Raw genomic sequence first — 25,743 nt, 5'->3', positions numbered from 1 at the left:
CGGCTCACCTGGCCGCTCGCATCCGGAAGGGCCGCCCCCATCGAGGGGGGCGGCCCTTCCGTAGGGAGTGCTTCGCCGCGCGGTCAGTGCAGGGCGACCGCCGGTTCGGAGGCGGCGACGGCCTCCGCTTCCGGCTCGGCCCGCTTCTTGCCGAAGTGGTTGAAGGCGAGATTCAGGGCGATGGCCACCACGCAGCCGGTGGAGATCCCGGAGTCGAGGACGACGAGGAGCTTGTCGGGGAAGGCGTGGTAGAAGTCCGGCTTGGCGATGGGGATCAGGCCGATGCCGACCGAGGCGGCCACGATCAGCGCGTTCTCGCCCTTTTCAAGGGCGGCGGTCGACAAGGTCTGGATACCGCTCGCGGCCACCGAGCCGAACAGCACGATGCCCGCGCCGCCGAGCACCGGCAGCGGTACGAGGGAGATCACGGAGGCGGCGACCGGGCTGAGGCCGAGCAGGACCAGGATGCCGCCGCCGGTGGCGACGACGTAGCGGCTGCGCACCTTGGTCATCGCGACCAGCCCGATGTTCTGGGCGAAGGCGCTGGCCATGAAGCCGTTGAAGAGGGTGCTGAGCACGGAGCCGAGGGTGTCGGCGCGCAGCCCCGCCGCGATGGTGTCCTGGTCGGCGGGGCGGTCCACGATCCTGCCGAGCGCCAGCATGTCGGCCGTGGACTCGGTCATGCAGACCAGCATCACGATGCACATCGAGACGATCGCGGCGACGTCGAACTGCGGGGCGCCGAAGTGGAAGGGCGTCGGGAAGCCGACCACGTCCGCGTTCTTGATGGCGGCCAGGCTGGTCTTGCCCATCGGGATCGCGATGATCGAACCGGCCACCAGGCCGAGCAGGATCGCGATCTGCTGCATGAAGCCGCGCAGGAGTTTGCGCAGCGCGAGCACGATGAGCAGGGTGATCCCGGCGAGGCCGAGGTTGGAGAGCGAACCGTAGTCGGCGGCCTTGTCGTTGCCGCCGGACGACCAGTTGAAGGCCACGGGCAGCAGCGAGACGCCGATCAGGGTGATCACTGTGCCGGTGACGACCGGCGGGAAGAAGCGGACGAGCCTGCCGAAGTACGGGGCGGCCACGAAGCCGAGCAGTCCGGCGACGATGATCGCGCCGAGGACGACGGGGATCGCGTTCGCCCCGTGCTCCTTGCCGATGGCGATCATCGGGGTGACCCCGGCGAACGAAACACCGTTCACGAAGGGCAACTTGGCGCCGATCTTCCAGATCCCGAGGGTCTGGAGGAGGGTGGCCAGGCCTGCGGTGAACAGGCTCGCGGCGACCAGGAAGGCGGTCTCCTTGGCGTCGAGCCCCACCGCGGGGCCGACGATCATGGGCGGGGCCACCACACCCGCGTACATCGCGGCCACGTGCTGGAGGCCGCTGGTGACCATTTTCAGCGGGGGGAGCGTTTCATCGACCGGATGCTTCTCGGCGGTCTGGTCGGGGCTGACTGCGGCAGTGCGAAACCTGGGCTGTGCGGCCACGGCGGTTCCTCCGGTCGGTTACACGTCGGCGGTGGACGCGGGTGTCAGGGAGGTGGTGCGGTGTGGTGCGTTGAGCAGCTGGAACAGGTGGTGCAGGGCAGTGCGAACAGCACGGCTCACGCTGTTTCGTGCAGGTGGGCCCCGGGCTGGGCGGGTGGTCCCGGGTGGTGCGGGTGGCGCGCCCGGTGCGGGGTGGTCCCGGGGGCGGGAGGTAGCGCCGGTAGCGCTTCACGGGTTGTCAACCAATGCTAGGCATGGGCGAGTTGGACGACTTCACCGTTCCGGGGAGTGCGTACGTCCTTGTAGTACGCACTCCCCGGTCCAGCTGCCGTGAACCCCGCTCGGGTTCACGGCGACCGGCCGAGGGCCGTCCCCCTCGGCCGGACTCCTGGGGAGGCTCAGGCCTGCGCGGCGATCCGGGCGAGGCGCTGGGCCTCTTCGCGGGTCGCCACCGCGATGACGTCCTCGTCCACCGTGGTGAGGCGGCCGTTCTCGACGATCTGCCGGCCGTTCACGAACGAGGCCGTGACCGGGGCCGCCGCGCCGAAGACGAGCGCGGTCACCGGGTCGGCGATGGAGGCGTGGGCGAGGGTGTCCAGCTTCCACAGCACGAAGTCGGCGAGCTTGCCGGCTTCGAGCGAGCCGATCTGGTCGGCGCGGCCGAGCACCTGGGCGCCGCCGTAGGTGCCCAGACGCAGCGCCTGGCGGGCGTTGAGCGCGCGCTCGCGGTGCTGGGCGTTGAGGCGGTTGATGAGCAGCGCGTTGCGCAGCTCGGTGTGGAGCTCGCCCGACTCGTTGGACGCCGTACCGTCGACGCCGAGGCCGACCGGGACGCCGGCCGCCAGCATGTCCGGGACGCGGGCGATGCCGGCGGCGAGGCGCGCGTTGGAGGACGGGCAGTGGGCGACGCCGGTGCCGGTGCGGGCGAAGGCGGCGATGTCGGAGTCGTTCATGTGGACGCAGTGGGCCATCCACACGTCGTTGCCGAGCCAGCCGGTCGACTCGAAGTAGTCGGTGGGCCCCATGCCGAACAGCTCCTTGCAGAACTGCTCCTCCTCCACGGTCTCCGAGCCGTGGGTGTGCAGCCGTACGCCCCTGCGGCGGGCCAGCTCGGCGCCCTGCTTCATGAGTTCGGTGGAGACTGAGAAGGGCGAGCAGGGCGCGACGGCGACCTGGATCATCGAGTCGAAGGAGGCGTCGTGGAACCGGTCGATGGTCTCCTCGGTCCCGGCGAGCGCGCCTTCGAGGGTCTCGACGGCGAAGTCCGGCGGCAGGCCGCCGTCCTTGACGCTGCGGTCCATGGAGCCGCGGGCCAGCGTGAAGCGCACGCCCATCTCGGAGGCCGCGCCGATGATCGCGCCGGACAGGTCGCCCGCGTTCCGCGGGTAGACGTAGTGGTGGTCCATCGCGGTGGTGACACCGCCGCGGGCCATCATCGCCAGCGAGCCCTGGGCCGCGACGCGCCCCATCTGCTCGTCGATGCGCGCCCACGTCGGGTAGAGCGCGACCAGCCAGTTGAAGAGGTTGTGGTCGGTGGCCAGACCGCGCGTGATCCACTGGTAGAAGTGGTGGTGCGTGTTGATCAGGCCGGGGGTGACCAGGTGGCCGGTGCCGTCGATGCGGCGGACCACGTTCTCCAGTCCCTGCGGAGCCTGGCCGGCCCCGATGGACTCGATCTTGTTGTCGGCCACGACGAGGTAGCCGGAGGCGTACTCGGTGTCGTTCGCGTCCACGGTTGCGATCGCACAGTTCTCGATGACGATGCGCTGGGGGGCTGCCGAAGGTGCCATGGTGCTTCCTTCTTCGATCAGTGGCGGCTGTTTGGGCACGGCAGGACCCTACGAGGATTTGAGTACCGGGGCGGCGACGCTGCTCCGGGTGCCGAGATGGTGGAAGAAAAGGTTGAGCAGGACCGCGGCGAGCGCTCCCGCACTGATACCGGAGCCGAGCACGGTCTGCGCCCAGGCGGGGAATCCGGCGTAGAAGGTGGGCGAGGCGAGCGGGACGATGCCCGCTCCGAGCGCCACGGCCACCAGGATGATGTTGGAGCTGTCATCGAGTCCGGCCTCGGAGAGGGTACGGATCCCGCTGACCGCGATCGAGCCGAACAGGACGATCCCGGCGCCGCCGAGGACGGGCATCGGCACCATCGAGACGACCGCGCCGAGCACCGGGAAGGCCCCGAGCACGAGCAGGGCCGCGCCGGCGACGGCGACAACGTACCTGCTGCGTACGCGAGTCAGCGAGACCACGCCCACGTTCTGGGCGAACGCGCTGGTCGGGAAGGAGCCGAAGACGGGGCCGAGCAGGGTCGCGATGCCGTCGGTGCGCAGGCCGCGGGTAATGGTGTGCCCGTCGGTGCGGCGCTGGCAGATCTCGCCGAGGGCCAGCATTCCGGCGCTGGACTCGGTCATCAGGACCAGCATCACGATGCACAGGGACAGGATCGCCGCGGGCTGGAACTCGGGGGCGCCGAAGGAGAACGGCGTGGGCAGCGCGGCGACGGGCGCGGACTTCAGGGCGGAGAAGTCGGCCATCCCGAACGGGATCGCCGCGAGCGTGCCGATCAACAGGCCGAGCAGCAGGGCGACTTGGCGCAGGAAGCCGCGCCCGAAGCGCTGGAAGAGCAGGATCACGACGAGCGTGAAGGCGGCCAGCGCCAGGTGGTTCATGGACCCGAAGTCGGCGGCGTTCTTGTCGCCGCCCTGGGCCCAGGACACCGGCACGGGCATGAGGGTGACGCCGATGAGCGTGATCACGACACCGGTCACCAGCGGCGGGAAGAAGCGCAGCAGCCGGCCGAAGAAGGGCCCGACGAGGAGGCAGAAGACTCCGGCGACCATCACCGCGCCGTAGATGGCGGGGAGTTGGTGGCCCTTGGCGCTGGTTTCGGCGATCGCGAGCATGGGCGCGATGCCGGCCGAGGAGGCGGCGTTGACGAACGGGAGCCGGTTTCCGGCGAAGTTCGCGATGCCGAGGGTCTGCAGGACGGTGGCGAGCCCGGCGATCAGCAGACTGGCCGCGATCAAACGGGTCTGTCCCGCGGTGTCCAGACCGACGGCCTGGCCGATGATGAGCGGAGGGGTGACGACGCCCGCGTACATGGCGGCGATGTGCTGGAGCGCGGCGGGGACGAGCCGCGAAGCAGGGAGTTTTTCGTCCACCGGGTGCACGGCACCTTCAGGTGGGGTGGAACACGGGCCGTCGGCTGCTGCCGGCCCCATTGCGGGCTGTGCCATGGCATTTCCCTCCGGTCTGGCCGGCCCCCGCCCGACTGCGGGCGGGCGGGGGCGGGCTCAGTGCCGCGTCAGAGGTTGGTCATGTCGACCGGGATCTGCGGTTCGACGCCGTCGCGCAGGACGGTCGCCTCGATGAGACCGTACGGACGGTCCGCCGCGAAGTAGACCTCGTTGTCGTTCTTGAGCCCGAACGGTTCGAGGTCCACCAGGAAGTGGTGCTTGTTCGGCAGCGAGAAGCGAACCTCGTCGATCTCGGACCGGTTGTTGATGATGCGCGAACCCATCTGGTACAGGGTCTGCTGGAGCGAGAGCGAGTACGTCTCGGCGAAGGCCTGCAGCATGTGCTTGCGCACCTGCTCGTAGGACTTCTCCCAGTTGGGCGCCTTCTGCTCGTCGTCGGTCCAGTTGAACCGCCAGCGGGCCGAGACCTGGGTCGCCAGGATGCGGTCGTAGGCCTCCTGGAGCGTCGTGTACTTGTCCTTGACGTAGCCCCAGAACTCGGAGTTCGTCGAGTTCATCACGACCAGGTCCTTGAGGCCCGAGATGACCTCCCAGTTCTCACCGTCGTAGGTGATCTGGGTGACCCGGGTCTCCTGGCCCTTGCGGACGAAGGAGTGCTTGACCTCGTCCGAGCCGATGAACTTCGAGTTGGCCTCGGAGGTCTCGATGCGCTCCCACGAGTACTCCTCGATGCGGATCCGCGCGACCTTGATCGGCTCCTGCGAGGTCACGAAGTGCCGGGCGAGGTGGATGCCGAACTGCTCGGCGGACTCGATGCCGTACTCCTTGGCGAACGCGTACACCGTGTTCTTGGTGGTGTCGGTCGGCAGCACGTTGGCGTTCGAGCCGGAGTAGTGGACCTCCTCCATGTCGCCGGACAGGGCGACGGAGACGTTGAGGTCCTTGATGTGGTGCGTGTCGCCGTCCCGCGTGATCTTGACGACGCGGTTCTCTGCTTTGCCGTACTGGTTCTGGCCGAGAATCGTGGGCATGTCTGCTAGCTCCCTCGGTAAACGGAGTAGCCGAACGGGTTGAGCAGCAGCGGTACGTGATAGTGCTCGCCCGGCTCGACGGCGAACGTGATCGCCACCTCCGGGAAGAACGCACCGCTGTCCCTTACGCGGGGGGCGTCCTGCTGCGCCTCGGCTTGCTTCTTGTTGAAGTACTGCTCGACCTCGAAGTCGAGTCGTACGTGGGTGGTGCCTTCCGGCAGGGCCGGGAGGTCCTTGCAGCGCCCGTCCGCGTCGGTCGCGGAACCGCCGAGCGCCACCCATTCGGCCGCGGAGCCCGAGCGGGCCGCGAGCGAGATGGCGACACCCTCGGCGGGGCGTCCGATGCTGGTGTCCAGGATGTGCGTGGACACCGAGGCGGTGTTCGAAGAGCTCACAGCGCTCATCAGTCCTTGTCCTCTGCTACGAGACGGGTCAGCCGGATTCGGTTGATCTTCCCGAGTTCGGTGCGCACGATCTCGCGCTCCGCCTCGGCGGTGTTGCCGATCCGGGTCTTCACCGCATCGCGCATCTGCTCACCGGTGGCGCCGGTCGCGCAGATCAGAAAGACATGGCCGAACTTCTCCTGGTACGCCAGGTTCAGTTCGAGCAGCTCGGCCTTGAGGGCCTCGGAGGCCCCGGCCATCCCGCGCTGTTCGCGGGCGGACGTGGGGTCACCGGGCTTCGGCCGGCCGATCGGCGGGTGCCCGGCCATCGCCTCTTCCAGGTCCTTCACGGTCAGCTCGGCCAGAGCGGCGTCACTGGCGGCGAAGAGATCCTCTGCGGTGGCGTACGGGCGCTGGGCGAGCAGCTTGCTCCCCCACGCCGAACTGGCGCACACCTCGTGGAGCGCGGCGAGCGCCGCACTGTCCTGGGAGGTGTTGAACCGGGCGAGGCCCGGTGTCGGAGTCGAAGTCACGGCGGCCTCCGTGGCCTTGGTGCTGAACGGGCTGCGGATAGCTAACGCCCTCCGAAACATCCCGTCAACACTTTGTTGAAAACTTGGGGTTACAAAAACCGCCGCCCGGTGTCCGGACGGCGGTTCATTGCGCGAAGGGTGCCGAAGGAGGCACCGAGGGTGCTCGTTCAGTCGCCCTTGGGGGCGTTTTCCCTGTTCAGATCCCTGTTCAGATAGTTGTACACGGTGAAACGGCTGACCCCGAGGGCCGAGGCGACCGTCTCCACGCCGTGTCGCACCGAGAAGGCGCCGCGCGCCTCCAGGGTCCGTACGGCCGACTGCTTGGCCTTGCGGTCCAGGGCCGCGAGCGGCATCCCGTGCCGGCGCTCCATGGCGGCCAGGATGTGGTCCAGGGAGTCGGAGAGCTGCGGCAGCCGCACGGCCACCACGTCCTCGCCCTCCCAGGCGAGCACCACGTCGTCGGGCTCGGCCTGACCTGGTGGCAATATCTCGGCGCCCATGGCGTCCACCAGCGGCTTGACGGCCTGGATCAGCGGGTGGTCCGCGGGCTCGGCCGCCCGCGGGAGGGGGTGGTCCGCCGATTCGGTCACTTCTCGCCCTCCCCGATCACGTTGACCTGGAGCGAGACGCGGGTCGCGCCCGCCGCCAGGGCCTTGCGCAGCAGCGCGTCCACCGCGGTCAGCACCTCGTCGGCGCCGCCTTCCGCGGTGTTGCCGAACGGACCGACGTCCACCGCGTCCAGCTGGGCCGCCTGGATGACATCGCGGGCGACCACGGCATGCGGGGGCGCCTCGTCCAGGTCGAAGGGCTCGGTCGTGAACTCCACTCTCAATCGCACGCGCTCAACCTACTGCGCGCCCGGCGAAATCCGGGAGGCCCTCTTGACAAGCTCGCCACTCCCCCTGCAACCTTCCATCAAGCAGAAAACAACTTCCGCAATACGGAAGGAGCGCACACCCCTCATGGCCCCTCTTTTCTCGAATATGCGTGGCACGGACCAGCGCTTCGATGTGAACCTTTCGATCCTCTTCACGGAACTCCCGCTCCTGGAGCGCCCCGCGGCCGCCGCTGCGGCCGGCTTCACGGCGGTCGAGCTGTGGTGGCCCTGGATCGAGACCCCCACCCCCGAGCAGGCCGAGCTCGACGCCCTCAAGAAGGCGCTCGACGACGCGGGCACCCAGCTGGTGGGCCTCAACTTCTACGCCGGCGCCCTGCCCGGCCCGGACCGCGGCGCCCTTTCGGTACCCGGCGAGGAGTCGGACCGCTTCCGCGCCAACATCGAGGTGGCGGCCGACTTCGCCGCCTCGGTCGGCTGCAAGGCGCTCAACGCCCTGTACGGCAACCGCGTCGAGGGTGCCGACCCGCAGGTGCAGGACTCGCTCGCGCTGGAGAACCTCGTGCTCGCGGCCCGTGCGGCCGACCGCGTCGGGGCCGTCCTCCTGGTCGAGACCCTGAACAAGCCGGAGTCGCCGCTCTACCCGCTGGTGAGCGCCCCCGCCGCGATCGAGGTCATCGACAAGGTCAACGCGGCGACCGGCCTCGGCAACGCCAAGTTCCTCCTCGACATCTACCACCTTTCGATGAACGGTGAGAACGTCTCCGAGGTCATCGAGGCGTACGCCGGCAAGACCGGCCACGTGCAGATCGCCGACAACCCGGGCCGCGGCGCGCCGGGCACCGGCTCGCTGCCGCTGGAGGAGCTGCTCGACCAGCTCAAGAAGGCGGGCTACGACGGCTGGGTCGGCCTGGAGTACAAGGCCGCCGACGCCGCCGCCTCCTTCGAGTGGCTCCCCGCCGAGGCCCGCGCGGCCCGCTGAGCGGCTCCTCAACTTCTTGACGTACCAAAGCTTTTAGGAAGGCAGCACCCTCATGACCAACCTCGCCGACACCTCCCGCCCGGCCCTCCCTGCGATCGCATGGGTCGGCCTCGGCATCATGGGCTCCCCCATGTCCGAGAACCTGATCAAGGCCGGCTACTCGGTCACCGGCTTCACCCTGGAGCAGGACAAGCTGGACCGCCTCACGGCCGCCGGCGGCACCGCCGCCTCCTCGATCGCCGACGCGGTCAAGGACGCGGACGTGATCATCACCATGGTTCCGGCGTCCCCGCAGGTGGAGGCCATCGCGTACGGTGAGGCCGGGATCCTGGCCAACGCCAGGCAGGGCGCCCTGATCGTCGACATGTCGTCGATCACCCCGCAGACCTCGGTCGACCTCGCCAAGAACGCCGCCGAGAAGGGCATCCGCGTCCTGGACGCCCCCGTCTCCGGCGGCGAGGCAGGCGCCATCGAGGCCGTCCTGTCGATCATGGTGGGTGGCGAGCAGGCCGACTTCGACGCGGCGCTGCCGATCCTCGAAGCCCTCGGCAAGACCATCGTCCTGTGCGGTCCGCACGGCTCCGGCCAGACGGTGAAGGCCGCCAACCAGCTCATCGTCGCGGTCAACATCCAGGCCTGCGCCGAGGCCGTCGTCTTCCTGGAGAAGTCCGGTGTGAACCTGACGGCCGCCCTGGACGTCCTCAACGGCGGTCTGGCCGGCTCGACCGTGCTGACCCGCAAGAAGGACAACTTCCTGAACCGGGACTTCAAGCCCGGCTTCCGGATCGACCTGCACCACAAGGACATGGGCATCGTCACGGACGCCGCCCGCAACGTCGGCGCGGCCCTTCCGGTCGGCGCGGTCGTCGCCCAGCTGGTCGCCTCGCTGCGCGCCCAGGGCGACGGCGGCCTGGACCACTCGGCCCTGCTCCGCGCCGTCGAGCGCCTGTCGGGCTCGCAGGTCTGAGCCCTCGGGGCTCCCCAGATTTCCGGGCGGCGGCGGCGCTGACACCTGTCCTGTCGCGCCCAGGCGCTGTCGCCGCCCGGAAGCTCATCCTCATTTTCAACAAACTGTTGACGTTCTCTTCCGGGCGTATTTACGCTCCAGGAACCCGCGGAACCAGTCAGCGGTGCAGCTCCAGTACGGAAGGTCACGATGTCGAAGCGCGTGCTTACGACCGAGTCCGGCGCCCCCGTCGCCGACAACCAGAACTCCGCCACCGCCGGCGTCGGTGGCCCCATCCTGCTCCAGGACCAGCAGCTCCTGGAGAAGCTCGCGCGCTTCAACCGTGAGCGCATCCCGGAGCGTGTGGTGCACGCCCGCGGTTCCGGCGCGTACGGCTACTTCGAGGTGACCGACGACGTCACCGGCTTCACGAAGGCCGACTTCCTCGGCGAGGTGGGCAAGCGCACGGAGACGTTCATCCGCTTCTCCACCGTCGCCGACTCGCTCGGCGGCGCGGACGCGGTCCGCGACCCGCGCGGCTTCGCGCTGAAGTTCTACACCGAAGAGGGCAACTACGACCTCGTCGGCAACAACACCCCGGTGTTCTTCATCAAGGACCCGATCAAGTTCCCCGACTTCATCCACTCCCAGAAGCGCGACCCGTTCACGGGCAAGCAGGAGGCGGACAACGTCTGGGACTTCTGGGCGCACGCCCCCGAGGCCACCCACCAGATCACCTGGCTCATGGGCGACCGCGGCATCCCGGCCTCGTACCGCCACATGAACGGTTACGGTTCGCACACCTACCAGTGGACGAACGCGCAGGGCGAGGCCTTCTTCGTCAAGTACCACTTCAAGACGAACCAGGGCATCCGCTCGCTCTCCGCCGAGCAGGCCGCCGAGACGGTCGGCAAGGACGCCAACAGCCACCAGACGGACCTGCTCCAGGCCATCGAGCGCGGCGTGAACCCGTCCTGGACGCTGTACGTCCAGATCATGCCGGCCGCCGAGGCCGCGGACTACCGCTTCAACCCGTTCGACCTCACCAAGGTGTGGCCGCACAGCGACTACCCGCTGCAGCGGGTGGGCCGCCTGGTCCTGGACCGCAACCCGGACAACGTGTTCCAGGAGGTCGAGCAGTCGGCCTTCTCTCCGAACAACTTCGTGCCCGGCATCGGCCCGTCCCCGGACAAGATGCTCCAGGGCCGCCTGTTCGCCTACGCGGACGCGCACCGCTACCGTCTCGGCGTCAACCACACCCAGCTCGCGGTGAACGCGCCGAAGGCTGTTTCCGGGGGGTCTGCCGACAACTACGGCCGCGACGGCCTGATGGCGACCCGCAACGGCCGCCGCACCGACAAGAACTACGAGCCCAACTCGTACTCCGGCCCGTCGCAGACCGACGCGGCACTGTCGGCCCCGCTGGCGATCCACGGCTGGACCGGCACCCACGCCGCCCCGGCCCACGTCAAGGACGACGACTTCTTCCAGGCGGGCGAGCTCTACCGCCTGATGTCGCAGGAGGAGAAGTCCCGCCTCGTGGCGAACATCGCCGGCGGCCTCTCGCAGGTCTCCCGCGACGACGTCATCGAGAAGAACCTGGCCCACTTCCACGCCGCCGACGCCGACTACGGCAAGCGCGTCGAGGAGGCCGTCCGCGCCCTGCGCGAGGACTAGTCGCCCGGTTCAACACCGAGACCGTGCAAGGGAATTGACGGGAGGTCAAATTCCTTGCACCGTCCGGTCCGCCGACCCGGATGAGGGGTGGTCGGCGGACCCGGACAACCTGAGGATCGCGGCGGTTCGGCGATGCCAGTGCGGTGGTCAAGGCGTGTGCGCCACCCTTCCTGACCTGAGGGAAGGGTGCTCGGCGCACACCCCAATCGCCGCCGCCGCGATCCCGGTCACCTCCCCCACGAACTCCGCCCGGCGGCGCGAACGTCCTGTCGCGCCAGCCTCGTTCCGCCGGGCGGTCTCAACTCCCCAGCCAGGGCGCCGGGTTCGGTTTACGGTCCCGAACCGAGCGTCCGATGATCAAGGCCCTACCTGCTGGTTCAGGTGGGGCCTTGATCTTTGTGCCGACACGGCCACGGTGATCATTGCCCAGGTGCGCGGGCAGCGGGAGCCTTCGCTACGGGGACGTGGGCGAGGGCCGGGAGAGCAGGTCGCGTGCGGTGCGTGGTTCCCGGCCGAGGAGCCTGCCGAGGAGGGGGTCGACGCCGGCGAAACGGCCCTGCCGCGCGGCCTGGTAGAAGCCGAGGAGGAAGCGCGCCATGAACTCCTGCGCGCCCCGGGCGATCTGGGCCGCGACCCATTTGTCCTCGTCCATGACCACGCACTCGACCGTGCGACCGGTGAGTTCCGAGGCGATCGCGGCGAGGTCGTCGAACGTGGGCGCGGCGCCGGCGGTCAGCGTCGTCGGGCCGTCGTGGGCACCGCTGGAGGCGAGGATGACGGCTGCGGCTTCGGCGGCGTCCTCGCGTGCGGTCCACGACACCGGGCCGTCGCCGGGCACCGCGATGACGCCCGTCTCGCGCCACGGGCCCATCAGCCAGTCGAGGCTGTGCGCGTAGAAGCCGTTGCGCAGCGATGTCCAGGCGATGCCCGAGTCGGCGAGCAGCCGCTCGGTGGCGGCGTGGTCGCTTGCGGGGCGAAAGGGGCTGTCGAGTCCGGCGCCCTGGTGGCTGGTGTAGAGGATGCGCCCGACGCCCGCTGCCGCGGCGGCGTCGATCGCGGTGCGGTGCAGGCTTACGGCGTCGGCGCCCGGGTCGTTCGAGGACACCAGCAGCAGCTGCTCGGCACCCTCGAAAGCGCGTGGGAGCGAGGCCGGGTCGGCGTAGTCGCCGTGGCGCACCGCCACTCCGCGGTCCGCGAACCGCTGCGCCTTGGTGACATCGCGCACGGCGACGGCGATGTCCTGGGCGGGGACGCGCTCAAGGAGGTGGTCGACGGTGGCGCCGTTGAGCGCGCCGGTGGCTCCGGTGATAACCAGCATGTTCGCCTCCAGGGTCGTTATCAGTGATTCGCTCTTCACGCTATCACCGAAACATCGCCGATACCAAGCATGCGCTAGCATTGGAAACGTGAACGATCCCACCTTGCAGTCCTCCCGAGATGCCGTGCGTTCACGACTGGTCGAAGTCGCCGCACACCTGCTGGCGACCGAGGGGCCCGATGCGGTGACCACGCGCTCGGTCGCGCTCGCCGCCGGCGTTCAGGCGCCCACGATCTACCGCCTCTTCGGCGACAAGAACGGGCTGCTCGACGCCGTCGCGGAGCACGGCTTCGCCACCTACCTGGCCCGCAAGCCCCCCGTCGACGCCGACGACGACCCGGTCCAGGGGCTGCGCGCCGGGTGGGAGCTGCACGTCGGCTTCGGCCTCGCGAACCCGGCCCTGTTCCGGCTCATGCACACCGTGATGCCCTCGCCCGGCCAGCAGTCCGCGGCCGAGTCCGGAGCGCAGGTGCTGCGACAGCGAGTACGGCGGGTCGCCCGCGCCGGGCGCCTGCGGGTGCCCGAGCACCGCGCCGTCGAACTCATCCGCGCAGCGGGCACGGGCGTCGTGTTCACCCTCATCGACCAGCCCGAGGACGGACGCGACGAATCCCTCGCGGACCTGGCCTGGGAGGCGGTCTGCGCGACCGTCCTCACCGACACACACCCGGCCGCGCCCGCCGGCCCGGTCGCCGCAGCCGTCACCCTGCGTGCCGCGCTACCCGACCTCGCGACGTTCACCCCGCACGAGAGTGCGCTGCTCGGGGACTGGCTGGACCGCGTCACAGTCTCCTAGGAGGCCGTGTACGCAGACGGACCCGAGAGGGTGTCCGCCCTCGCAGGGGCCAATTCCTCGACGGGCCAACGCAGTTCACGCGCGACGCGTAGCCGCTCAGCGCAGTACGGCCGTCAGCAGGTCGGTGCCCAGCGCCGTCAGACCGGGCAGGTTGAGGGTGTTGCGGACGTAACGACCGTGCCGCCGGGTCGTGAGCAGGCCCGCGCGGCGCAGGACGGCGAGGTGGCGGGAAACCTCCGGGAGTGAGAGTTCCCAGGCGTGGGCCAGCTCACCGGTGGTGTGCGGGCCGCGGGCCAGGGTGCGCAGCAACCGCAGCCGTACCGGATGGGCGAGTGCGTCCAGTCGCAGTGTGACCGTTTCCAGCGATACCGGCTCCGCCGGACTCGGCTCGGCCACGGGGTACTGCACCACCGGCTGCCACCCGGGCGCGTGGACCGCCACCAGGTGCGGGCGGCCGAAGACGCTGGGGATGAAGGTGACCCCGGTGCCGTGGGCGGCGGTCGCCTTGTCCTGCAGCTTGTCCACGATGATGCAGTCGCCGTCCGGTGCCAGGGTGACCGCGCCGGAGACCGATGCGAGTGCCGCCCCGATGCCCTGGCGCTTCAGCAGGTCGTTCTTCAGGCGCAGGTCGGTGGCGAGCTGCACGGCGACGCCCGCCCAGGCGGTGTTGAAGAAGGCCTCCGCGCACTGTTCGAGGGTGTGGCGCACCCGCGCCCGCACAGCAGCCGGGTCCGCGAGCAGCCGTTCCGCGAAGGCCTCTTGCCGCGCGCCGCGGGCCTGGGCCAGGTCCAGGGCCCGCTCGCGCGCAGTCGCGTCGGTGAGCGGCGAACGCGCGGCGAAGTGGGCCCGGTTGCTGCCGCACGTGGTGACGAGCGCGGCGGTCACATACGTTTCGTCGTCGATCCGGTCCACGTCGTCCAGTTCGTCGGCGAGGGTCGGCCGAGGCCGGGCGGGGATCAGGAAGTCGGCTTGTGAGGAACGCCAGAGGAACTCCGCCTCCCGCAACCGCTCGGCCAGTTCCGGCGGCAGCCCGGCCCAGACGTCCCCGGCCCAGCCGGCGAGCTGCGGATGATGCCCGGGTTCGGCCAACACGTGCAGCATCGCAGTCAGTTCGGCCAGCGGGGAGGCGGCGAACCGCAGTCGCTCGGCCGGCAGGCCGCTGATGTCGATCCTCAACGTCATCCCCTCAGCATCCCTGACCGGACGGCCTGCGACGGCGTCGCTTGACGGTCTGCGTCAAGCGACGTTCCCGGCTCGGCGGCCGAACGCACCGTTGACGCCATGTCAACCACCACCAAGATCCGGCCCCGCGCCCTCGTCCGCGCCTCGGGCGGCCCCCGCTATGCCGTCGCCCTGGCCATCGACGCACTCGGCACCGGCCTGCTGCGGCCCTTTCTGCTGCTCTACGGGGTGACGGTGCTGAGGCTGTCCGCGCCGGCCACCGGCATCGCCATGACGGTCGGCGTCGCGGTGGGTCTGGTGTGCATGCCCGCGGTGGGCCGATGGCTGGACCGGGGCGCCCGCAGCACGGTCGTGGCAGCGTCGATGCTGGTGCGGGTGCTGGGCGTGGCGCTGCTGCTGGCCACCCCGGCGGGGCACGTCTGGACGTTCGCTATGGCCGCGCTCTTCCTCGGCATCGGCAACCAGGCATGGCCGGCCGCCCACGCGGCTCTCGTGGCCACGGTCGCCCACGGCCGGGAACGCGATGCCGCTCTCGCGGGAGGCCGCGCCCTGCGCAACGCCGGCATGGGCGCGGGCGCGCTCCTCGCCACCGCATGCCTGGCGGGCGGCACCACCGCATTGCAGGCGCTGGCAGCCGTCACCGGGCTCGCCTGTCTCACCGCGGCGGCCTTGGCGTGGTCGGTCCACCTGTACGCGCATCCGGCCGCTGCCCCGGCCACGGACAAGGACGACGGGCCCGCGCCCCGGATGCGCGCGCTGCTGGCCGCCAACGTGGTCTACGCCTTCTGCCTCAACGTCCCCGAAATCGCGCTCCCGCTGGTCCTGGCGACACAGATGCACGCATCCCCGGTGTGGTCGGCGGCCATCTTCGTGGTCAACACGGTGCTGGTGGTCACCCTGCAGGTTCCGGTCACCGTCCTGTTGTCCCGCTTCTCCCGGCGGACCGTGCTTGCTCTCGCCGGAGTAGTACTCGCCGCGTCCTACCTCGGCTTCCTCGCGGCCACCTCACTGGGAGGCGGCTGGGGTGCCCCGGCCGTCGCCACGGTGTCCGTGGTCTGCGCTCTCGGCGAGATCATCTATGCCGGAAGCGCCACCGCGCTCGTCACCGTCCTCGCCCCGGCCCATGTCCTGGGACGCACCCTCGCCCGCTTCGAGCTCTCCACGGGCTTCGGCCTCGCCGTCTCCCCGGCGGTCATCACCGCGCTCGCACCCCTCGGCCCGGCCGCCCTCTGGGGCAGCCTCGGCGCCGCGACACTCCTCTCCGCCTCCGCCGTAGCCACCGAGTGAGCGTGGGCACCCGAGCGGGGTCGACGCCGAATCTGCTTCAGCGCGGCGGCGGCCTCGGCGGTGGTGGCGTACGGGGGCGGGGCGCCGGGTGGTGGAGTGTGACCATGAGCTCACGGTCCCGGTCCGGCACCCAGGGGGCGCGGCGGGAGTGGTCGATCAGGTAGGGGGTCGGAGCCGACCTCGTACTTCGAGGAACGGCTTCTGCGACCGGAGGTGGCGGCGTCCGGGGCGGGACGCCCCGGGCCCCGGCGCGTGAGATTCACCCGGACGGGCAGCTCCCACGGCGCCGGGGAATCGGGCGGACACGCCCCCGGTCCGGACCGCGCGTGCGGTCCGGACCGGGGTTCACCTCGGGGCGAGGGTGTTTTTAGAGCTTGTCCATGCGGGTGTACGGGCTGACAATGCGGGCCTGTCGGGAACCGAAGTCGACGAGCATCGCCACGCCGTCCTCGACCCCGATGATGGTGCCCAGGCCGAACTGGTCGTGTGTGACCCGGTCTCCCAGGAGGAAGTGCTTGGCCGCCGGGGCGTCCGGGGCTTTGAAGGGGCTGGTGGGCAGGTGGCGCCGGGGCGCGGATGGCTTCGTCATCGTCACCCCAGTATGCGCCGCCGAACGGCCCGAAGGGCAGGCCCGACGGGTGACGATGGGGAATCGATCCGGTATCTACGCGGATCGGCCCCGGTAGAGGTGCCAAAATCGTCACGAATTGACACGCAACCCCCAGGTTCCCAATCTGGAATCGGAGGCGAGCGTGGACGACGTGTTCAGAGCGCTGGCCGATGCCAGTCGGCGGCGCCTGCTCGACCGGCTGCGCGAGCGGAACGGGCAGACGCTGCGGGAGCTGTGCGAAGGTCTCGCCATGTCGCGGCAGGCGGTGAGCAAGCATCTGGCGGTGCTTGAAGCGGCCCGACTGGTCAGGTCGGTGCGGCGTGGCCGGGAGAAGTTCCACTACCTCGACCCGGTGCCGATCCGGGAGCTGTCCGACCGCTGGATCGGCCAGTACGAGCACGGAAGGCTGGAGGTGCCCGGCCGGATGAAGCGGAGCCCGGAGGAGGAACCCGCCATGGACAGGCCCGAGTTCGTCTACCTGATCTACATCCAGACCACCCCCGAGCGGCTCTACGAGGCCCTGACCGACGCCGAGTTCGCCCAGCGGTACTTCGGCGGCTGGGGGCCGAGCTCCGACTGGCGGGTGGGTTCGCCGGTGCTGTGGAAGATGGGCCCGGACGGCGCGTACGAGGATCTCGGCCAGGCGGTGACCGAGGCACTGCCGGGCAGACGGCTCGCGTACACCTGGCATCGTCTTCTTCCGATGCACCGTCAACTCTTCGATACGGAGGAGGAGTTCGGCAGGGCGCGCGCGGAGCAGTCCCGGGTCGCCTTCGACATCGAACCGGCCGACCCCGCCTCCCTCGGCGTGAAACTGACGGTCACTCATGAAGGATTCGACAGCCCGGACAGCGAGATGCTGAAGGGGGTCAGCGAAGGCTGGGCGATGATTCTGTCCTCGCTCAAGACGCTGCTCGAACACGAGGAGGCCACCGGCCCCCGGTAGATCACAAAAAGCGTCCGGCCCCCGCTCCCCAGTGCGGGGGAACGGGGGCCGGACCGTTTGGGTGGCTCAGGAAGCCGTGAGGGGGCGGATCGCCGTCGGGGCGTGGCCCGGCTCGGTGGCCAGCTCCTCGAACTCGCTGATGTCGCTGATGTCGTTGGTGCGGCTCATCGAGATGTTGGTGACGCGCTCCAGGATCGCCTCGACCACGACCGGGACCCGGAACTCGGCGGCCAGCTTCTTGGCCTCCTCGAACGCGGGCAGCAGCTGGTCCGGCTCGGTGACGCGGATCGCCTTGCAGCCGAGGCCCTCGACGACCTTGACGTGGTCGACGCCGTAGACGCCCAGCTCCGGGGAGTTGATGTTCTCGAACTCCAGGTTGACCTGGAAGTTGATGTCCAGGCCGATCTGCGCCTGACGGATCAGGCCCAGGTAGGCGTTGTTCACGAGAACGTGGACGTACGGGATCTTGTGCTGCGCGCCGACCGCCAGCTCCTCCAGCATGAACTGGAAGTCGTAGTCGCCGGACAGCGCGACGACGGGCGTCTCCGGGTCGGCGGTCGCGGCACCCAGCGCGGCCGGGATGGTCCAGCCCAGCGGGCCCGCCTGGCCGCAGTTGATCCAGTGGCGCGGCTTGTAGACGTGCAGCATCTGCGCGCCGGCGATCTGGGAGAGGCCGATGGTGGTGACGTAGCGCGTCTCCGGGCCGAAGGCCTTGTTCATCTCCTCGTAGACCCGCTGCGGCTTCATCGGCACGTTGTCGAAGTGCGTGCGGCGCTGGAGGGTCGACTTGCGCTCCAGGTGGGAGGCGACCCAGGCGGAGCGGTCGGGGAGCCTGCCCGCGGCCTTCAGCTCCTTGGCGACCTCCACGAACAGCTCCAGGGCGGCCTTCGCGTCGGAGGCGATGCCGTAGTCCGGGGCGAAGATCTTGCCGATCTGGGTGGGCTCGATGTCGACGTGGACGAACTTGCGGTCCTTCTTGTAGACGTCGAGCTTGTAGCCGGTGTGGCGGTTGGCCCAGCGGTTGCCGATGCCGAGGACGAAGTCCGACTCCAGGAACGTCGCGTTGCCGTAGCGGTGCGAGGTCTGCAGACCGACCATGCCCGCGTTCAGCTCGTGGTCGTCCGCGATGGTGCCCCAGCCCATGAGGGTCGGGACGACCGGGGTGTTGGTGATCTCGGCGAACTCGACCAGGAGGTCGGAGGCGTCCGCGTTGATGATGCCGCCGCCGGCGACGATCAGCGGGCGCTCGGACTCCAGGAGGAAGGAGATGGCCTTCTCGATCTGGGCGCGGGTCGCGGTCGGCTTGTAGACCGGCAGCGGCTCGTAGGTGTCCGGGTCGAAGTCGATCTCGGTGAGCTGGACGTCGATCGGCAGGTCGATGAGGACCGGGCCGGGCCGGCCGGAGCGCATGAGGTGGAAGGCCTGCTGGAAGACGCCGGGGACCTGTGCGGCCTCCAGGACGGTCGTCGCGGCCTTGGTGACAGGCTTGGCGATCGAGGCGATGTCGACCGCCTGGAAGTCCTCCTTGTGGATCACCGCGACCGGGGCCTGGCCGGTGATGCACAGGATCGGGATCGAGTCGCCGATCGCGGAGTACAGACCCGTGATCATGTCGGTGCCCGCGGGGCCCGACGTGCCGATGCAGACACCGATGTTGCCCGGGTTGGAGCGCGTGTACCCCTCCGCCATGTGGGAGGCGCCTTCGACGTGGCGGGCGAGCGTGTGGTCGATGCCACCGCCCTCCTTGAGCGCCCGGTAGAAGGGGTTGATCGCCGCGCCCGGCACACCGAAGGCGTGGCTGACGCCTTCGCGCTTGAGGATCTCAACTGCCGCTCGGGCAGCGGTCATACGAGGCATGGAGTGCTCCTGCTTCGGCCTGGCGGAGTCGGGCCCTGTCGCGCCACCTGGTCGCGCCCCTTGGAGCCTGATTCCGTAATGCGGAAGTTTCATTCTGCTATGTGGAAGCAATGTAGGACGGGTTCGCTGGCGCGTCAAGGGACGGCCGGGGATGCGCGAATGGGCCACACCGCGGTCCCGGTTGATGGACCATGGACGGCGGAGCCTCCGGGGCATGCCGCGGGGGGCTCTCACTCGACGTGGAGCGGAGCCCGTACGGGCCGCGTCGGCAGGGAGGCGGGGGCGGATGAACGGCGAGGGCGTACCGGTGCGCTGCCCGGCCTGCCGACGCGACCACCTCTACGTTCCGCCGGCCTATCCGTGCGCCTGCGGCGCCCTGCTCGCGCCGCCCGTCCAGCGCGGCGCCGCGCCGTCCCCGATCACCCACCGCACCTGGACGGAAGCCTGGGTCACGGTCCGCTGCCGGGCCTGCGGAGAGCAGAGCCAGTGGCCGCAGCCCGAGCTCGGCTGCTCCTGCGGGACGGTCCTGCGGATCCCGGTGCGCCCGGTGACGGCGCCGCCCGCGCCCGCGCCCGTGCCGCTCCCGCCGCCGTCGGCGCGGCCCCGCACCGCGTTCAGGCCGCTCACGATCCGCACCGCGCGGGACGCGGTGACGGCGGCCGCGCTCTATCTGAACTGGCTGGGCTTCAGCGGCATACACCAGGCCGAGCCGCGCCCGGCCTCCGGCATCGATCTGCGCGGGCCCGGACTCGTCGCCCAGGTGGACCCGACGACCCGGCCGGTCTCGCTGCGGGCGGTCGAGTGCCTGTGGCTGCACGGCATGACCGGCTCGGCGCGCAGCGTCCACTTCTCGCTCGCCGGGTACGCGAAGGACGCCAGGGAGCGCGCGGACGAGCTGCGCGTCCCGCTGTTCGTACTGGATCTGACAGGGACGCCCCAGCCCGTGAACGACGCGGCCCAGGAGCTGGTCTCGGCGGGCCCCTGAGCCCGGCCGGGGCGCACCCCGCGGGGATCAGGCCCCGTAACCCTCCCGCAGCTCCACCTTCCGCACCTTGCCGCTGACCGTCATCGGGAAGGCGTCGAGGATGCGCAGGCGGCGGGGCACCTTGTAGTGGGCCAGCTGCTCGCGGCAGTACGCGGTCAGCTCGGCCAGTGTGGGCGGATCGGCCGGGTCGCGGGGGATGACGCAGGCCAGGATCTCCTCGCCGTACTTCTCGTCGGGGATCCCGACCACCTGGACGTCCGCGATCTTGGGGTGTCCGTACAGGAACTCCTCGATCTCGCGCGGGTACACGTTCTCGCCGCCTCGGATGATCATGTCCTTGATGCGGCCGACGATCTCGACGTAGCCGTCCTCGCGCATCACCGCGAGGTCCCCGGTGTGCATCCAGCGTCCCGCGTCGACCGTCTCGGCGGTCCGCTCCGGCTCGTCCCAGTAGCCGAGCATCACGCTGTAGCCGCGGGTGCGCAGCTCGCCCGCCTCGCCGCGCGGGACGGTGACGCCGCTGACGGGGTCGACGACCTTCACCTCGACGTGCGGCATGACCCGGCCGACGGTGCCGGTGCGCCGCTCCAGGTCGTCGTCCGTGCGGGTCTGCGTGGAGACCGGGGAGGTCTCGGTCATGCCGTAGCAGATGGACACCTCGGCCATGTGCATCTCGGCGACCACCCGCTTCATCACCTCCACGGGGCACGGTGAGCCCGCCATGATCCCGGTGCGCAGCGAGGAGAGGTCGTACGAGGCGAAGCCGGGGAGGTTCAGCTCCGCGATGAACATCGTCGGCACGCCGTACAGCGAGGTGCAGCGCTCCTGCTCGACGGCCCGCAGGGTCGCCTCCGGGTCGAAGGACGGCGCCGGGATCACCATGCAGGCCCCGTGCGAGGTGGCGGCCAGATTGCCCATCACCATGCCGAAGCAGTGGTAGAAGGGTACCGGGATGCAGATCCGGTCGGCCTCCGTGTAGGAGATCAACTCCCCTACGAAATAACCGTTGTTGAGGACGTTGTGATGGGAGAGGGTGGCTCCCTTGGGGAAGCCCGTCGTGCCCGAGGTGTACTGGATGTTGACCGGGTCGTCGCAGGACAGTTCCGCCTCGCGCGCCGCAAGTCGCGTACGCGGCACGGGTGTTCCGGTCGCCATCAGGGCGTCCCAGCCGGGGTCGTTGATGAAGACGGTCCGCCGCAGCGCCGGACAGTCGCCCCGCACCTGCTCCACCATCGCCCGGTAGTCGCTCGACTTGTGGGACAGCGAGGCGAAGAGCACCGAGACCCCGGACTGGCGCAGCACGTACGCCAACTCGTGCACGCGGTAGGCCGGGTTGATGTTCACCAGGACCGCGCCGATCCGCGCGGTCGCGTACTGGACCAGGATCCACTCGGGGCAGTTCACCGCCCAGATGCCGACCCGGTCGCCCTTCGCGACCCCGCTCGCGAGCAGCGCGCACGCCAACTGCTCCACGTCCGCGCCGAATTGGGCATACGTCCAGCGCCGCCCCGACGGGACGTCGACCAGCGCCTCGCGCGCGCCGTACACCTCGATCGTCCGGTCCAGGTCGGCGCCGATCGTGTCGCCGAGCAGGGCGGTGCCGCTCACACCATGGGCGTACGACAGGGGTGTCATCGCAGCTCGCCCTCCACGTACTCGGCCGCCGAACCCGCCGCCGTCGCCTCCTTCAGCTCGACCCGGCGGATCCTGCCGGAGACCGTCTTGGGCAGCTCGCCGAACTCGATGACGCGGACGCGCTTGTACGGGGCGAGCACGGCCCGCGAGTCCCTCGGCGACGGACTCCCCGGCAAATCCGCCGGCGCTTCCATGAGTTGCCCCCAGAATCCCGTGGTCAGCCAACGCTGCCACGAACTGGCAAGGCTCCCGCCCGGAAACGTCAGGTCACCCCACGCACACCCCGTGCTCGCTTTCTGCAACATGGCACCCAGCATGCCCCGGCTGTCCTTGGGACGCCTACCCTTGCGCGCCGCGAAGATCGGCTCAACGCGCGCCCAAGCCTCGTCCGACAGCACGGGCACGGGGCGCTCCCGCTCGCGGAACCACCCGCTGATTCCGTCGTCGCACCGTGTCTTCCGTGGGATCTCGCCCAGGATGGTGACCTGGATGTCCAGGAGCTCCATCGCTTCCGCTTGCGAGCGCCCAGCCGCTGTGGAGTTGTCGTAGTCCTTCTTCACGACAGCGACGTACACACCCAGGTCTTCCAGCTCCCAGACCCACTTCCAGAAGGCGCGGCCGGTCCGGCCGATAGCGCGCCCCGGTCTTCTTGCTTGTATATGCGATGCTGTAGCCCTTTGCCTGTTCCTCCGTGGAAACCCGTAGGTAGTCCACTGCGCGCAGCGTGCGCGTGAGAGCCTTCGTCATGTCAGTCCCTTTGCGACTGGCCGGGCGGCCCTTGGAGGTGCCCGGACCCCCGGGTGTGTCGGCACCCCGGGGTCGTCCATGTGGCGCGCAGTTCAGGGAGCGTCTCGGCTGGAGCGTGGGCCGAACAGCAGGATCAGCAGGCGGTGGTAGGTGTCCTGGTCATGCTGGTCGTTGACGGTCCAGATGGTTCGGGTGTCCTGGCGGTCATGGTGATCCCTTGTGCCCTGGGTCCAGCGTGGGGAAGTCGTGTGATGCAGTCGCGGTGGTTTGTTGACGGCGGGCCGTGGTGGCAGTGCGCCGGAGGTGAGAGCCTCGACTCACCTCTGTGGAGCTTGAGATGACCAAGCGGCTGCCATGTCCACCCGCGCCCGGTCCGCTGGAAGCGTACGCGGCCCGTTTCGATGAACTGCTGGGGACGCCGGCCCAGCGGCGGGGGTTTCGCGAGTATCTGGCCGGGCTGCCGCTGCCGAGGGATCGGAACAGGACGCTGACCGGCCTGGCCGGCACCGAACCGGTGGTCGGCGCCCAGCATGCGTCGGTACAGCGGCTGCGGTTCTTCGTGTCCGAGTCGGCCTGGGACCACGAGACGGTCAACGCCCGCCGCCTGGAGGCGTCCTGGTTTCATCCCTATGCCTCTACGAGGCGGGCTCGACGATGTGACGCCAAGGTCTGTTCCACCTGGAGCGCTCGGTCGGCACCGCCGGTTGAGCCGCAAACGGGTGCCGCTTGCCGGGATCGTTGGGTGACCGCCCCTCAAGCGTGGCGTCCCGGCGCCTTCCCCGGCACAGGCCTGGCCGGAAAGCGCCGCCGGCCTTGAAGGCTGGTTCAGAGTCGCTCGGCGAGGGTCGGAGAGTCGCGTCCGCAGTGCGCCGCGAAGTGAAGGCTGCTGGAGCGTTCCCCGTACGGGTGGGGAACGCTCCAGCGGTTGTCGCGACCGGGAACAGGTGCCCCACTTCGCCCGGTCGGCGCCGCACCGCGTGACAGCTGCCTCACCGGAACGAGCCCGATCGGAGACCCCACACTGTGTCCACACAGATTCCCGCACCGCGCACCGCCGAACGTCTTGTCGCGGACCTGTTCGCCATCATCGACGAGCGCAGGTGGGACGATCTGCCCGACGTCTTCGCCCTCGACTGTGTCTACGAACGCCCTGGTTACGACCCGCTCACCGGCCTGGCCGACATCGACCACTTCTACCGGCACACCCGGATCATCTCCAGCGGCCGGCACCAGGTCGACCGGGTGGTCTCCGATCTCGGGTCGGCCGCCTGCTGGGGCCGCTTCACCGGCCGGGAACGCTCCGGGCAGCCGCTGGAAGAGGGCTTCGCGGACGCGTATCTGGTGCGGGGCGGAAAGATCGTCCACCGTACGACCTACTTTTTCCGAGCCGCGATCTGACCGCTCCCCACCCCTCCCCCGTGGTTCGCGACGCACGTCGCCTGCCGCACATGGATCGGCCCCGCACCGTCCGGGGACGCTGACTCTGTCGGGGATCTTGGTGATCCCCGGCGGGGCAGCGTGATCAACGGGCATGCTCGGCTCTGTTCAAGGACCGATGCAGTTGTCGAGGTGCCCGTTGTCGCTCCACGCCCGTTCTGGTGAGCAAGTCCCTTCTCTGACTGTGCAGATGGCGCGGGCGAGTAACCCGGGCGGTACGACGGCGATGTGGGTGAGAGACCAGCTGGGCGGGCTGTGGCGTGACGAGGACTTCGCTGACTGGTACCCGCGCGACGGCCGTCCGGGGCTCTCGCCCGCCCAGCTGGCGACCGTCTGTGTGCTGCAGTTCCTGCTCGGTCTGTCGGACCGGCAGGCGGCCGAGGCGGTTCGCTGCCGCATCGATTTCAAGTACGCGCTGGCCATGGAGCTGGACGATCCCGGTTTCCACCACAGTGTGCTGGCCGACTTCCGCGAGCGGCTCACCGAGGACGGCCGAGCCGACCGTCTCCTCGACCTCGCGCTCGCGCGCCTGAAGGAGAGGGGCCTCGTCCGCGAGCGCACCACCCAGCGCACGGACTCCACCCACGTCCTGGCCGCGGTGCGCGACCTGACCCGGCTGGAACTGGTCACCGAGGCCGTCCGCGCTGCGCTGGAAGAGCTGGCCGGCATGGCTCCCCACCTGCTGGCCGGGCTGGTCGACGAGGAGTGGGGGAGCCGCTACGGCCGCCCGGTCCGTCTGGGCAAGAACCCCACCCGCCCCAAGACCAGGATCCTCGCCGCGGGCAACGATGCCGTGGGGCTGATCGAGCACCTCGGGCAGCACGCCCCGGAACGCCTGTCCGGGCCCCGGGTCCAGGCTTTACGGCAGATCATGGTGCAGAACTACTACCGCGACAGGGCCGGCCGCCTGCGCTGGCGCACCGCTGAGGACGGCGGGCTGCCGCCCCCGTCGGCCGCGGTTGTCTCGCCCTACGACCCGACGGCCCGCTACGCGCGCCGCGGTCATGTCACCCGCTGGAAGGGGTTCGTCGCGCATCTCACCGAGACCTGTGACCCTGGCGGCGTCAACGTGATCACGGATGTGGCGACCACCGATGCCACCGGCTACGACGCGAAGGCTCTGCCCGGCATTCACACCCGGCTCATGCGCCGTGGGCTGCTACCCGCCGAGCACTTGGTCGACGGCGGCTACACCTCCCTGGTCCACCTTGAGCAAGCAGCCCGCGAACACCAGGTCACGGTCACCGGACCGCTGCCGGTCAACACCACCCGCCAGAACCGCAGGAACAACGGCTTCGGCCGCGACGATTTCCACATCGACTTCGATCGCCAGCAGGTCACCTGCCCGCAGGGCGAGACCAGCGCGGGATGGCACGGCCCCTACCCGACCTCCTCACCCACCGCGGCACCTCTGATCGTGGCACGGTTCACCAAGAGCCAGTGCCGTCCCTGCCCGGTCCGCACCCGCTGCACGACCACTGCCGACAGCGCCCGAAGCGTCGGGTTTCCCCCGCGAGAACTCCGCGATCTGCAACTCCGCGTCCGCGCCGAGCAACAGACACCCGAATGGCAGGCCCGCTACGCGGTCCGCTCCGGAGTGGAAGGCACCATCAACGAGCTCGCCCACGGACACGGCATGCGCCGCTGCCGCTACCGGGGACAGCACAAGGCCCACCTACAGCACGTGTTCACAGCCATCGCCGCAAACATCGAGCGCCTCAGCCGACGGCCGCCGACCGGAGAAGGACCTCCACCCCGGCCGCCGACCGCCTTCCAGAACTTCCTGGACCAACACCAGATCCCCCGGCCGAGGTCCTGGCGGTCCGCCAGAGACTGAACAGACGACACCAAGATCCCCGACAG

Annotated in this window: 23 protein-coding genes and 1 pseudogene; 10 read left to right on the top strand and 14 right to left on the bottom strand. The window is 69.8% G+C overall.

The window, feature by feature from the left end:
* Positions 1-83: 83 nt before the first annotated feature.
* From ACIQ8J_RS28095 to ACIQ8J_RS28060, 8 genes are all read right to left on the bottom strand, one after another.
* Positions 84-1,493: a nucleobase:cation symporter-2 family protein gene (locus tag ACIQ8J_RS28095; RefSeq protein ID WP_403275937.1), complete on the bottom strand. Its 1,410-nt coding sequence runs from the start codon at positions 1,491-1,493 to the stop codon at positions 84-86.
* Between the two features lie 398 nt (positions 1,494-1,891).
* Positions 1,892-3,283: an 8-oxoguanine deaminase gene (locus ACIQ8J_RS28090; protein WP_403275936.1), complete on the bottom strand. Its 1,392-nt coding sequence runs from the start codon at positions 3,281-3,283 to the stop codon at positions 1,892-1,894.
* 48 nt (positions 3,284-3,331) lie between these two features.
* Positions 3,332-4,732, bottom strand: coding sequence for a nucleobase:cation symporter-2 family protein (locus ACIQ8J_RS28085; RefSeq protein WP_403275935.1), 1,401 nt, complete (start codon positions 4,730-4,732; stop codon positions 3,332-3,334).
* A gap of 68 nt (positions 4,733-4,800) precedes the next feature.
* On the bottom strand, positions 4,801-5,724 hold the full coding sequence (pucL, locus tag ACIQ8J_RS28080; RefSeq protein ID WP_403275933.1) for a factor-independent urate hydroxylase: 924 nt from the start codon (positions 5,722-5,724) through the stop codon (positions 4,801-4,803).
* 5 nt (positions 5,725-5,729) lie between these two features.
* Positions 5,730-6,119, bottom strand: a complete 390-nt coding sequence (gene uraH, locus ACIQ8J_RS28075; RefSeq protein WP_403275993.1) for a hydroxyisourate hydrolase — start codon at positions 6,117-6,119, stop codon at positions 5,730-5,732.
* A gap of 8 nt (positions 6,120-6,127) precedes the next feature.
* Positions 6,128-6,640, bottom strand: coding sequence for a 2-oxo-4-hydroxy-4-carboxy-5-ureidoimidazoline decarboxylase (gene uraD / locus ACIQ8J_RS28070; protein WP_403275931.1), 513 nt, complete (start codon positions 6,638-6,640; stop codon positions 6,128-6,130).
* 167 nt (positions 6,641-6,807) lie between these two features.
* Positions 6,808-7,230: a helix-turn-helix domain-containing protein gene (locus ACIQ8J_RS28065; protein ID WP_403275929.1), complete on the bottom strand. Its 423-nt coding sequence runs from the start codon at positions 7,228-7,230 to the stop codon at positions 6,808-6,810.
* Positions 7,227-7,478, bottom strand: coding sequence for a hypothetical protein (locus ACIQ8J_RS28060; protein WP_399052326.1), 252 nt, complete (start codon positions 7,476-7,478; stop codon positions 7,227-7,229). Before ACIQ8J_RS28060 ends, ACIQ8J_RS28065 begins: the two co-directional genes overlap by 4 nt.
* A gap of 145 nt (positions 7,479-7,623) precedes the next feature.
* Between ACIQ8J_RS28060 and ACIQ8J_RS28055 the strand changes: the two genes are divergently transcribed.
* The 3 genes from ACIQ8J_RS28055 to ACIQ8J_RS28045 all read left to right on the top strand — a co-directional run bounded on the left by ACIQ8J_RS28055 (position 7,624) and on the right by ACIQ8J_RS28045 (position 11,080).
* Complete coding sequence (locus ACIQ8J_RS28055; RefSeq protein ID WP_403275990.1) at positions 7,624-8,457, top strand: TIM barrel protein; 834 nt, start codon at positions 7,624-7,626, stop codon at positions 8,455-8,457.
* A gap of 52 nt (positions 8,458-8,509) precedes the next feature.
* The gene (locus ACIQ8J_RS28050; RefSeq protein ID WP_403275927.1) at positions 8,510-9,424 is read left to right on the top strand and encodes a 2-hydroxy-3-oxopropionate reductase; all 915 of its coding nucleotides are present in this window, start codon (positions 8,510-8,512) and stop codon (positions 9,422-9,424) included.
* 189 nt (positions 9,425-9,613) lie between these two features.
* Entirely contained in the window at positions 9,614-11,080 is a 1,467-nt protein-coding gene (locus tag ACIQ8J_RS28045) for a catalase (RefSeq protein WP_403275926.1), read from the top strand.
* A 454-nt stretch (positions 11,081-11,534) separates the two neighbouring features.
* Here ACIQ8J_RS28045 and ACIQ8J_RS28040 read toward each other — a convergent pair whose 3' ends face one another.
* Positions 11,535-12,398: an SDR family oxidoreductase gene (locus ACIQ8J_RS28040; protein ID WP_403275989.1), complete on the bottom strand. Its 864-nt coding sequence runs from the start codon at positions 12,396-12,398 to the stop codon at positions 11,535-11,537.
* 88 nt (positions 12,399-12,486) lie between these two features.
* On the opposite strand from ACIQ8J_RS28040, the gene ACIQ8J_RS28035 reads away from it, so the two are divergent.
* Complete coding sequence (locus tag ACIQ8J_RS28035) at positions 12,487-13,194, top strand: TetR/AcrR family transcriptional regulator (protein WP_403275924.1); 708 nt, start codon at positions 12,487-12,489, stop codon at positions 13,192-13,194.
* Between the two features lie 96 nt (positions 13,195-13,290).
* Here ACIQ8J_RS28035 and ACIQ8J_RS28030 read toward each other — a convergent pair whose 3' ends face one another.
* Positions 13,291-14,376: a DUF5937 family protein gene (locus ACIQ8J_RS28030; RefSeq protein ID WP_403275923.1), complete on the bottom strand. Its 1,086-nt coding sequence runs from the start codon at positions 14,374-14,376 to the stop codon at positions 13,291-13,293.
* A gap of 99 nt (positions 14,377-14,475) precedes the next feature.
* On the opposite strand from ACIQ8J_RS28030, the gene ACIQ8J_RS28025 reads away from it, so the two are divergent.
* Positions 14,476-15,663: an MFS transporter gene (locus ACIQ8J_RS28025; protein WP_403275922.1), complete on the top strand. Its 1,188-nt coding sequence runs from the start codon at positions 14,476-14,478 to the stop codon at positions 15,661-15,663.
* Positions 15,664-16,030: 367 nt separating this feature from the next.
* Here the strand turns inward: ACIQ8J_RS28025 and ACIQ8J_RS28020 are convergent, their stop codons facing one another.
* Positions 16,031-16,252, bottom strand: coding sequence for a hypothetical protein (locus ACIQ8J_RS28020; RefSeq protein WP_329462400.1), 222 nt, complete (start codon positions 16,250-16,252; stop codon positions 16,031-16,033).
* Positions 16,253-16,415: 163 nt separating this feature from the next.
* Between ACIQ8J_RS28020 and ACIQ8J_RS28015 the strand changes: the two genes are divergently transcribed.
* Entirely contained in the window at positions 16,416-17,219 is an 804-nt protein-coding gene (locus tag ACIQ8J_RS28015; protein WP_403275987.1) for an ArsR/SmtB family transcription factor, read from the top strand.
* A 66-nt stretch (positions 17,220-17,285) separates the two neighbouring features.
* On the opposite strand, the gene gcl is transcribed toward ACIQ8J_RS28015, so the two are convergent.
* Positions 17,286-19,067 carry a glyoxylate carboligase gene (gcl, locus tag ACIQ8J_RS28010; protein WP_403275921.1) on the bottom strand — a complete coding sequence of 594 codons (1,782 nt, stop codon included), beginning with the start codon at positions 19,065-19,067 and terminating at the stop codon, positions 17,286-17,288.
* Positions 19,068-19,362: 295 nt separating this feature from the next.
* Here gcl and ACIQ8J_RS28005 point away from each other — a divergent pair, with 295 nt between their 5' ends.
* Positions 19,363-20,061 carry a hypothetical protein gene (locus tag ACIQ8J_RS28005; protein ID WP_403275920.1) on the top strand — a complete coding sequence of 233 codons (699 nt, stop codon included), beginning with the start codon at positions 19,363-19,365 and terminating at the stop codon, positions 20,059-20,061.
* A 27-nt stretch (positions 20,062-20,088) separates the two neighbouring features.
* On the opposite strand, the gene ACIQ8J_RS28000 is transcribed toward ACIQ8J_RS28005, so the two are convergent.
* Together ACIQ8J_RS28000 and ACIQ8J_RS27995 are read right to left on the bottom strand one after the other, a co-directional pair.
* Positions 20,089-21,696: an AMP-binding protein gene (locus ACIQ8J_RS28000; protein WP_403275918.1), complete on the bottom strand. Its 1,608-nt coding sequence runs from the start codon at positions 21,694-21,696 to the stop codon at positions 20,089-20,091.
* Between the two features lie 203 nt (positions 21,697-21,899).
* Positions 21,900-22,202 (bottom strand): annotated as a pseudogene (locus tag ACIQ8J_RS27995) (transposase); the annotation flags it as partial.
* A 578-nt stretch (positions 22,203-22,780) separates the two neighbouring features.
* Between ACIQ8J_RS27995 and ACIQ8J_RS27990 the strand changes: the two are divergent.
* From ACIQ8J_RS27990 to ACIQ8J_RS27980, 3 genes are all read left to right on the top strand, one after another.
* Entirely contained in the window at positions 22,781-23,260 is a 480-nt protein-coding gene (locus tag ACIQ8J_RS27990) for a hypothetical protein (RefSeq protein WP_403275916.1), read from the top strand.
* Positions 23,261-23,466: 206 nt separating this feature from the next.
* Positions 23,467-23,841 (top strand): nuclear transport factor 2 family protein, encoded by a 375-nt coding sequence (locus ACIQ8J_RS27985; protein WP_403275915.1) that lies wholly within the window; start codon positions 23,467-23,469, stop codon positions 23,839-23,841.
* Between the two features lie 265 nt (positions 23,842-24,106).
* The gene (locus ACIQ8J_RS27980; RefSeq protein WP_403607962.1) at positions 24,107-25,717 is read left to right on the top strand and encodes an IS1182 family transposase; all 1,611 of its coding nucleotides are present in this window, start codon (positions 24,107-24,109) and stop codon (positions 25,715-25,717) included.
* The last annotated feature ends 26 nt before the right edge of the window (positions 25,718-25,743 follow it).

The sequence above is a fragment of the Streptomyces sp. NPDC094147 genome (assembly GCF_044764265.1).
Taxonomy (GTDB): Bacteria; Actinomycetota; Actinomycetes; order Streptomycetales; family Streptomycetaceae; genus Streptomyces.
This window is presented reverse-complemented; position numbering and strand designations above follow the sequence as displayed.

What these genes read in the sequence shown, in the direction of transcription:
- ACIQ8J_RS28090 (WP_403275936.1), bottom strand. Translation starts at nt 3,283, where the DNA reads ATGGCACCTTCGGCAGCCCCCCAGCGCATCGTCATCGAGAACTGTGCG.
- ACIQ8J_RS28085 (WP_403275935.1), bottom strand. Translation starts at nt 4,732, where the DNA reads ATGGCACAGCCCGCAATGGGGCCGGCAGCAGCCGACGGCCCGTGTTCC.
- pucL (WP_403275933.1), bottom strand. Translation starts at nt 5,724, where the DNA reads ATGCCCACGATTCTCGGCCAGAACCAGTACGGCAAAGCAGAGAACCGC.
- ACIQ8J_RS28055 (WP_403275990.1), top strand. Translation starts at nt 7,624, where the DNA reads ATGCGTGGCACGGACCAGCGCTTCGATGTGAACCTTTCGATCCTCTTC.
- ACIQ8J_RS28050 (WP_403275927.1), top strand. Translation starts at nt 8,510, where the DNA reads ATGACCAACCTCGCCGACACCTCCCGCCCGGCCCTCCCTGCGATCGCA.
- ACIQ8J_RS28045 (WP_403275926.1), top strand. Translation starts at nt 9,614, where the DNA reads ATGTCGAAGCGCGTGCTTACGACCGAGTCCGGCGCCCCCGTCGCCGAC.
- ACIQ8J_RS28040 (WP_403275989.1), bottom strand. Translation starts at nt 12,398, where the DNA reads ATGCTGGTTATCACCGGAGCCACCGGCGCGCTCAACGGCGCCACCGTC.
- ACIQ8J_RS28030 (WP_403275923.1), bottom strand. Translation starts at nt 14,376, where the DNA reads ATGACGTTGAGGATCGACATCAGCGGCCTGCCGGCCGAGCGACTGCGG.
- ACIQ8J_RS28025 (WP_403275922.1), top strand. Translation starts at nt 14,476, where the DNA reads ATGTCAACCACCACCAAGATCCGGCCCCGCGCCCTCGTCCGCGCCTCG.
- ACIQ8J_RS28020 (WP_329462400.1), bottom strand. Translation starts at nt 16,252, where the DNA reads ATGACGAAGCCATCCGCGCCCCGGCGCCACCTGCCCACCAGCCCCTTC.
- gcl (WP_403275921.1), bottom strand. Translation starts at nt 19,067, where the DNA reads ATGACCGCTGCCCGAGCGGCAGTTGAGATCCTCAAGCGCGAAGGCGTC.
- ACIQ8J_RS28005 (WP_403275920.1), top strand. Translation starts at nt 19,363, where the DNA reads ATGAACGGCGAGGGCGTACCGGTGCGCTGCCCGGCCTGCCGACGCGAC.
- ACIQ8J_RS28000 (WP_403275918.1), bottom strand. Translation starts at nt 21,696, where the DNA reads ATGACACCCCTGTCGTACGCCCATGGTGTGAGCGGCACCGCCCTGCTC.
- ACIQ8J_RS27990 (WP_403275916.1), top strand. Translation starts at nt 22,781, where the DNA reads ATGACCAAGCGGCTGCCATGTCCACCCGCGCCCGGTCCGCTGGAAGCG.
- ACIQ8J_RS27980 (WP_403607962.1), top strand. Translation starts at nt 24,107, where the DNA reads ATGTGGGTGAGAGACCAGCTGGGCGGGCTGTGGCGTGACGAGGACTTC.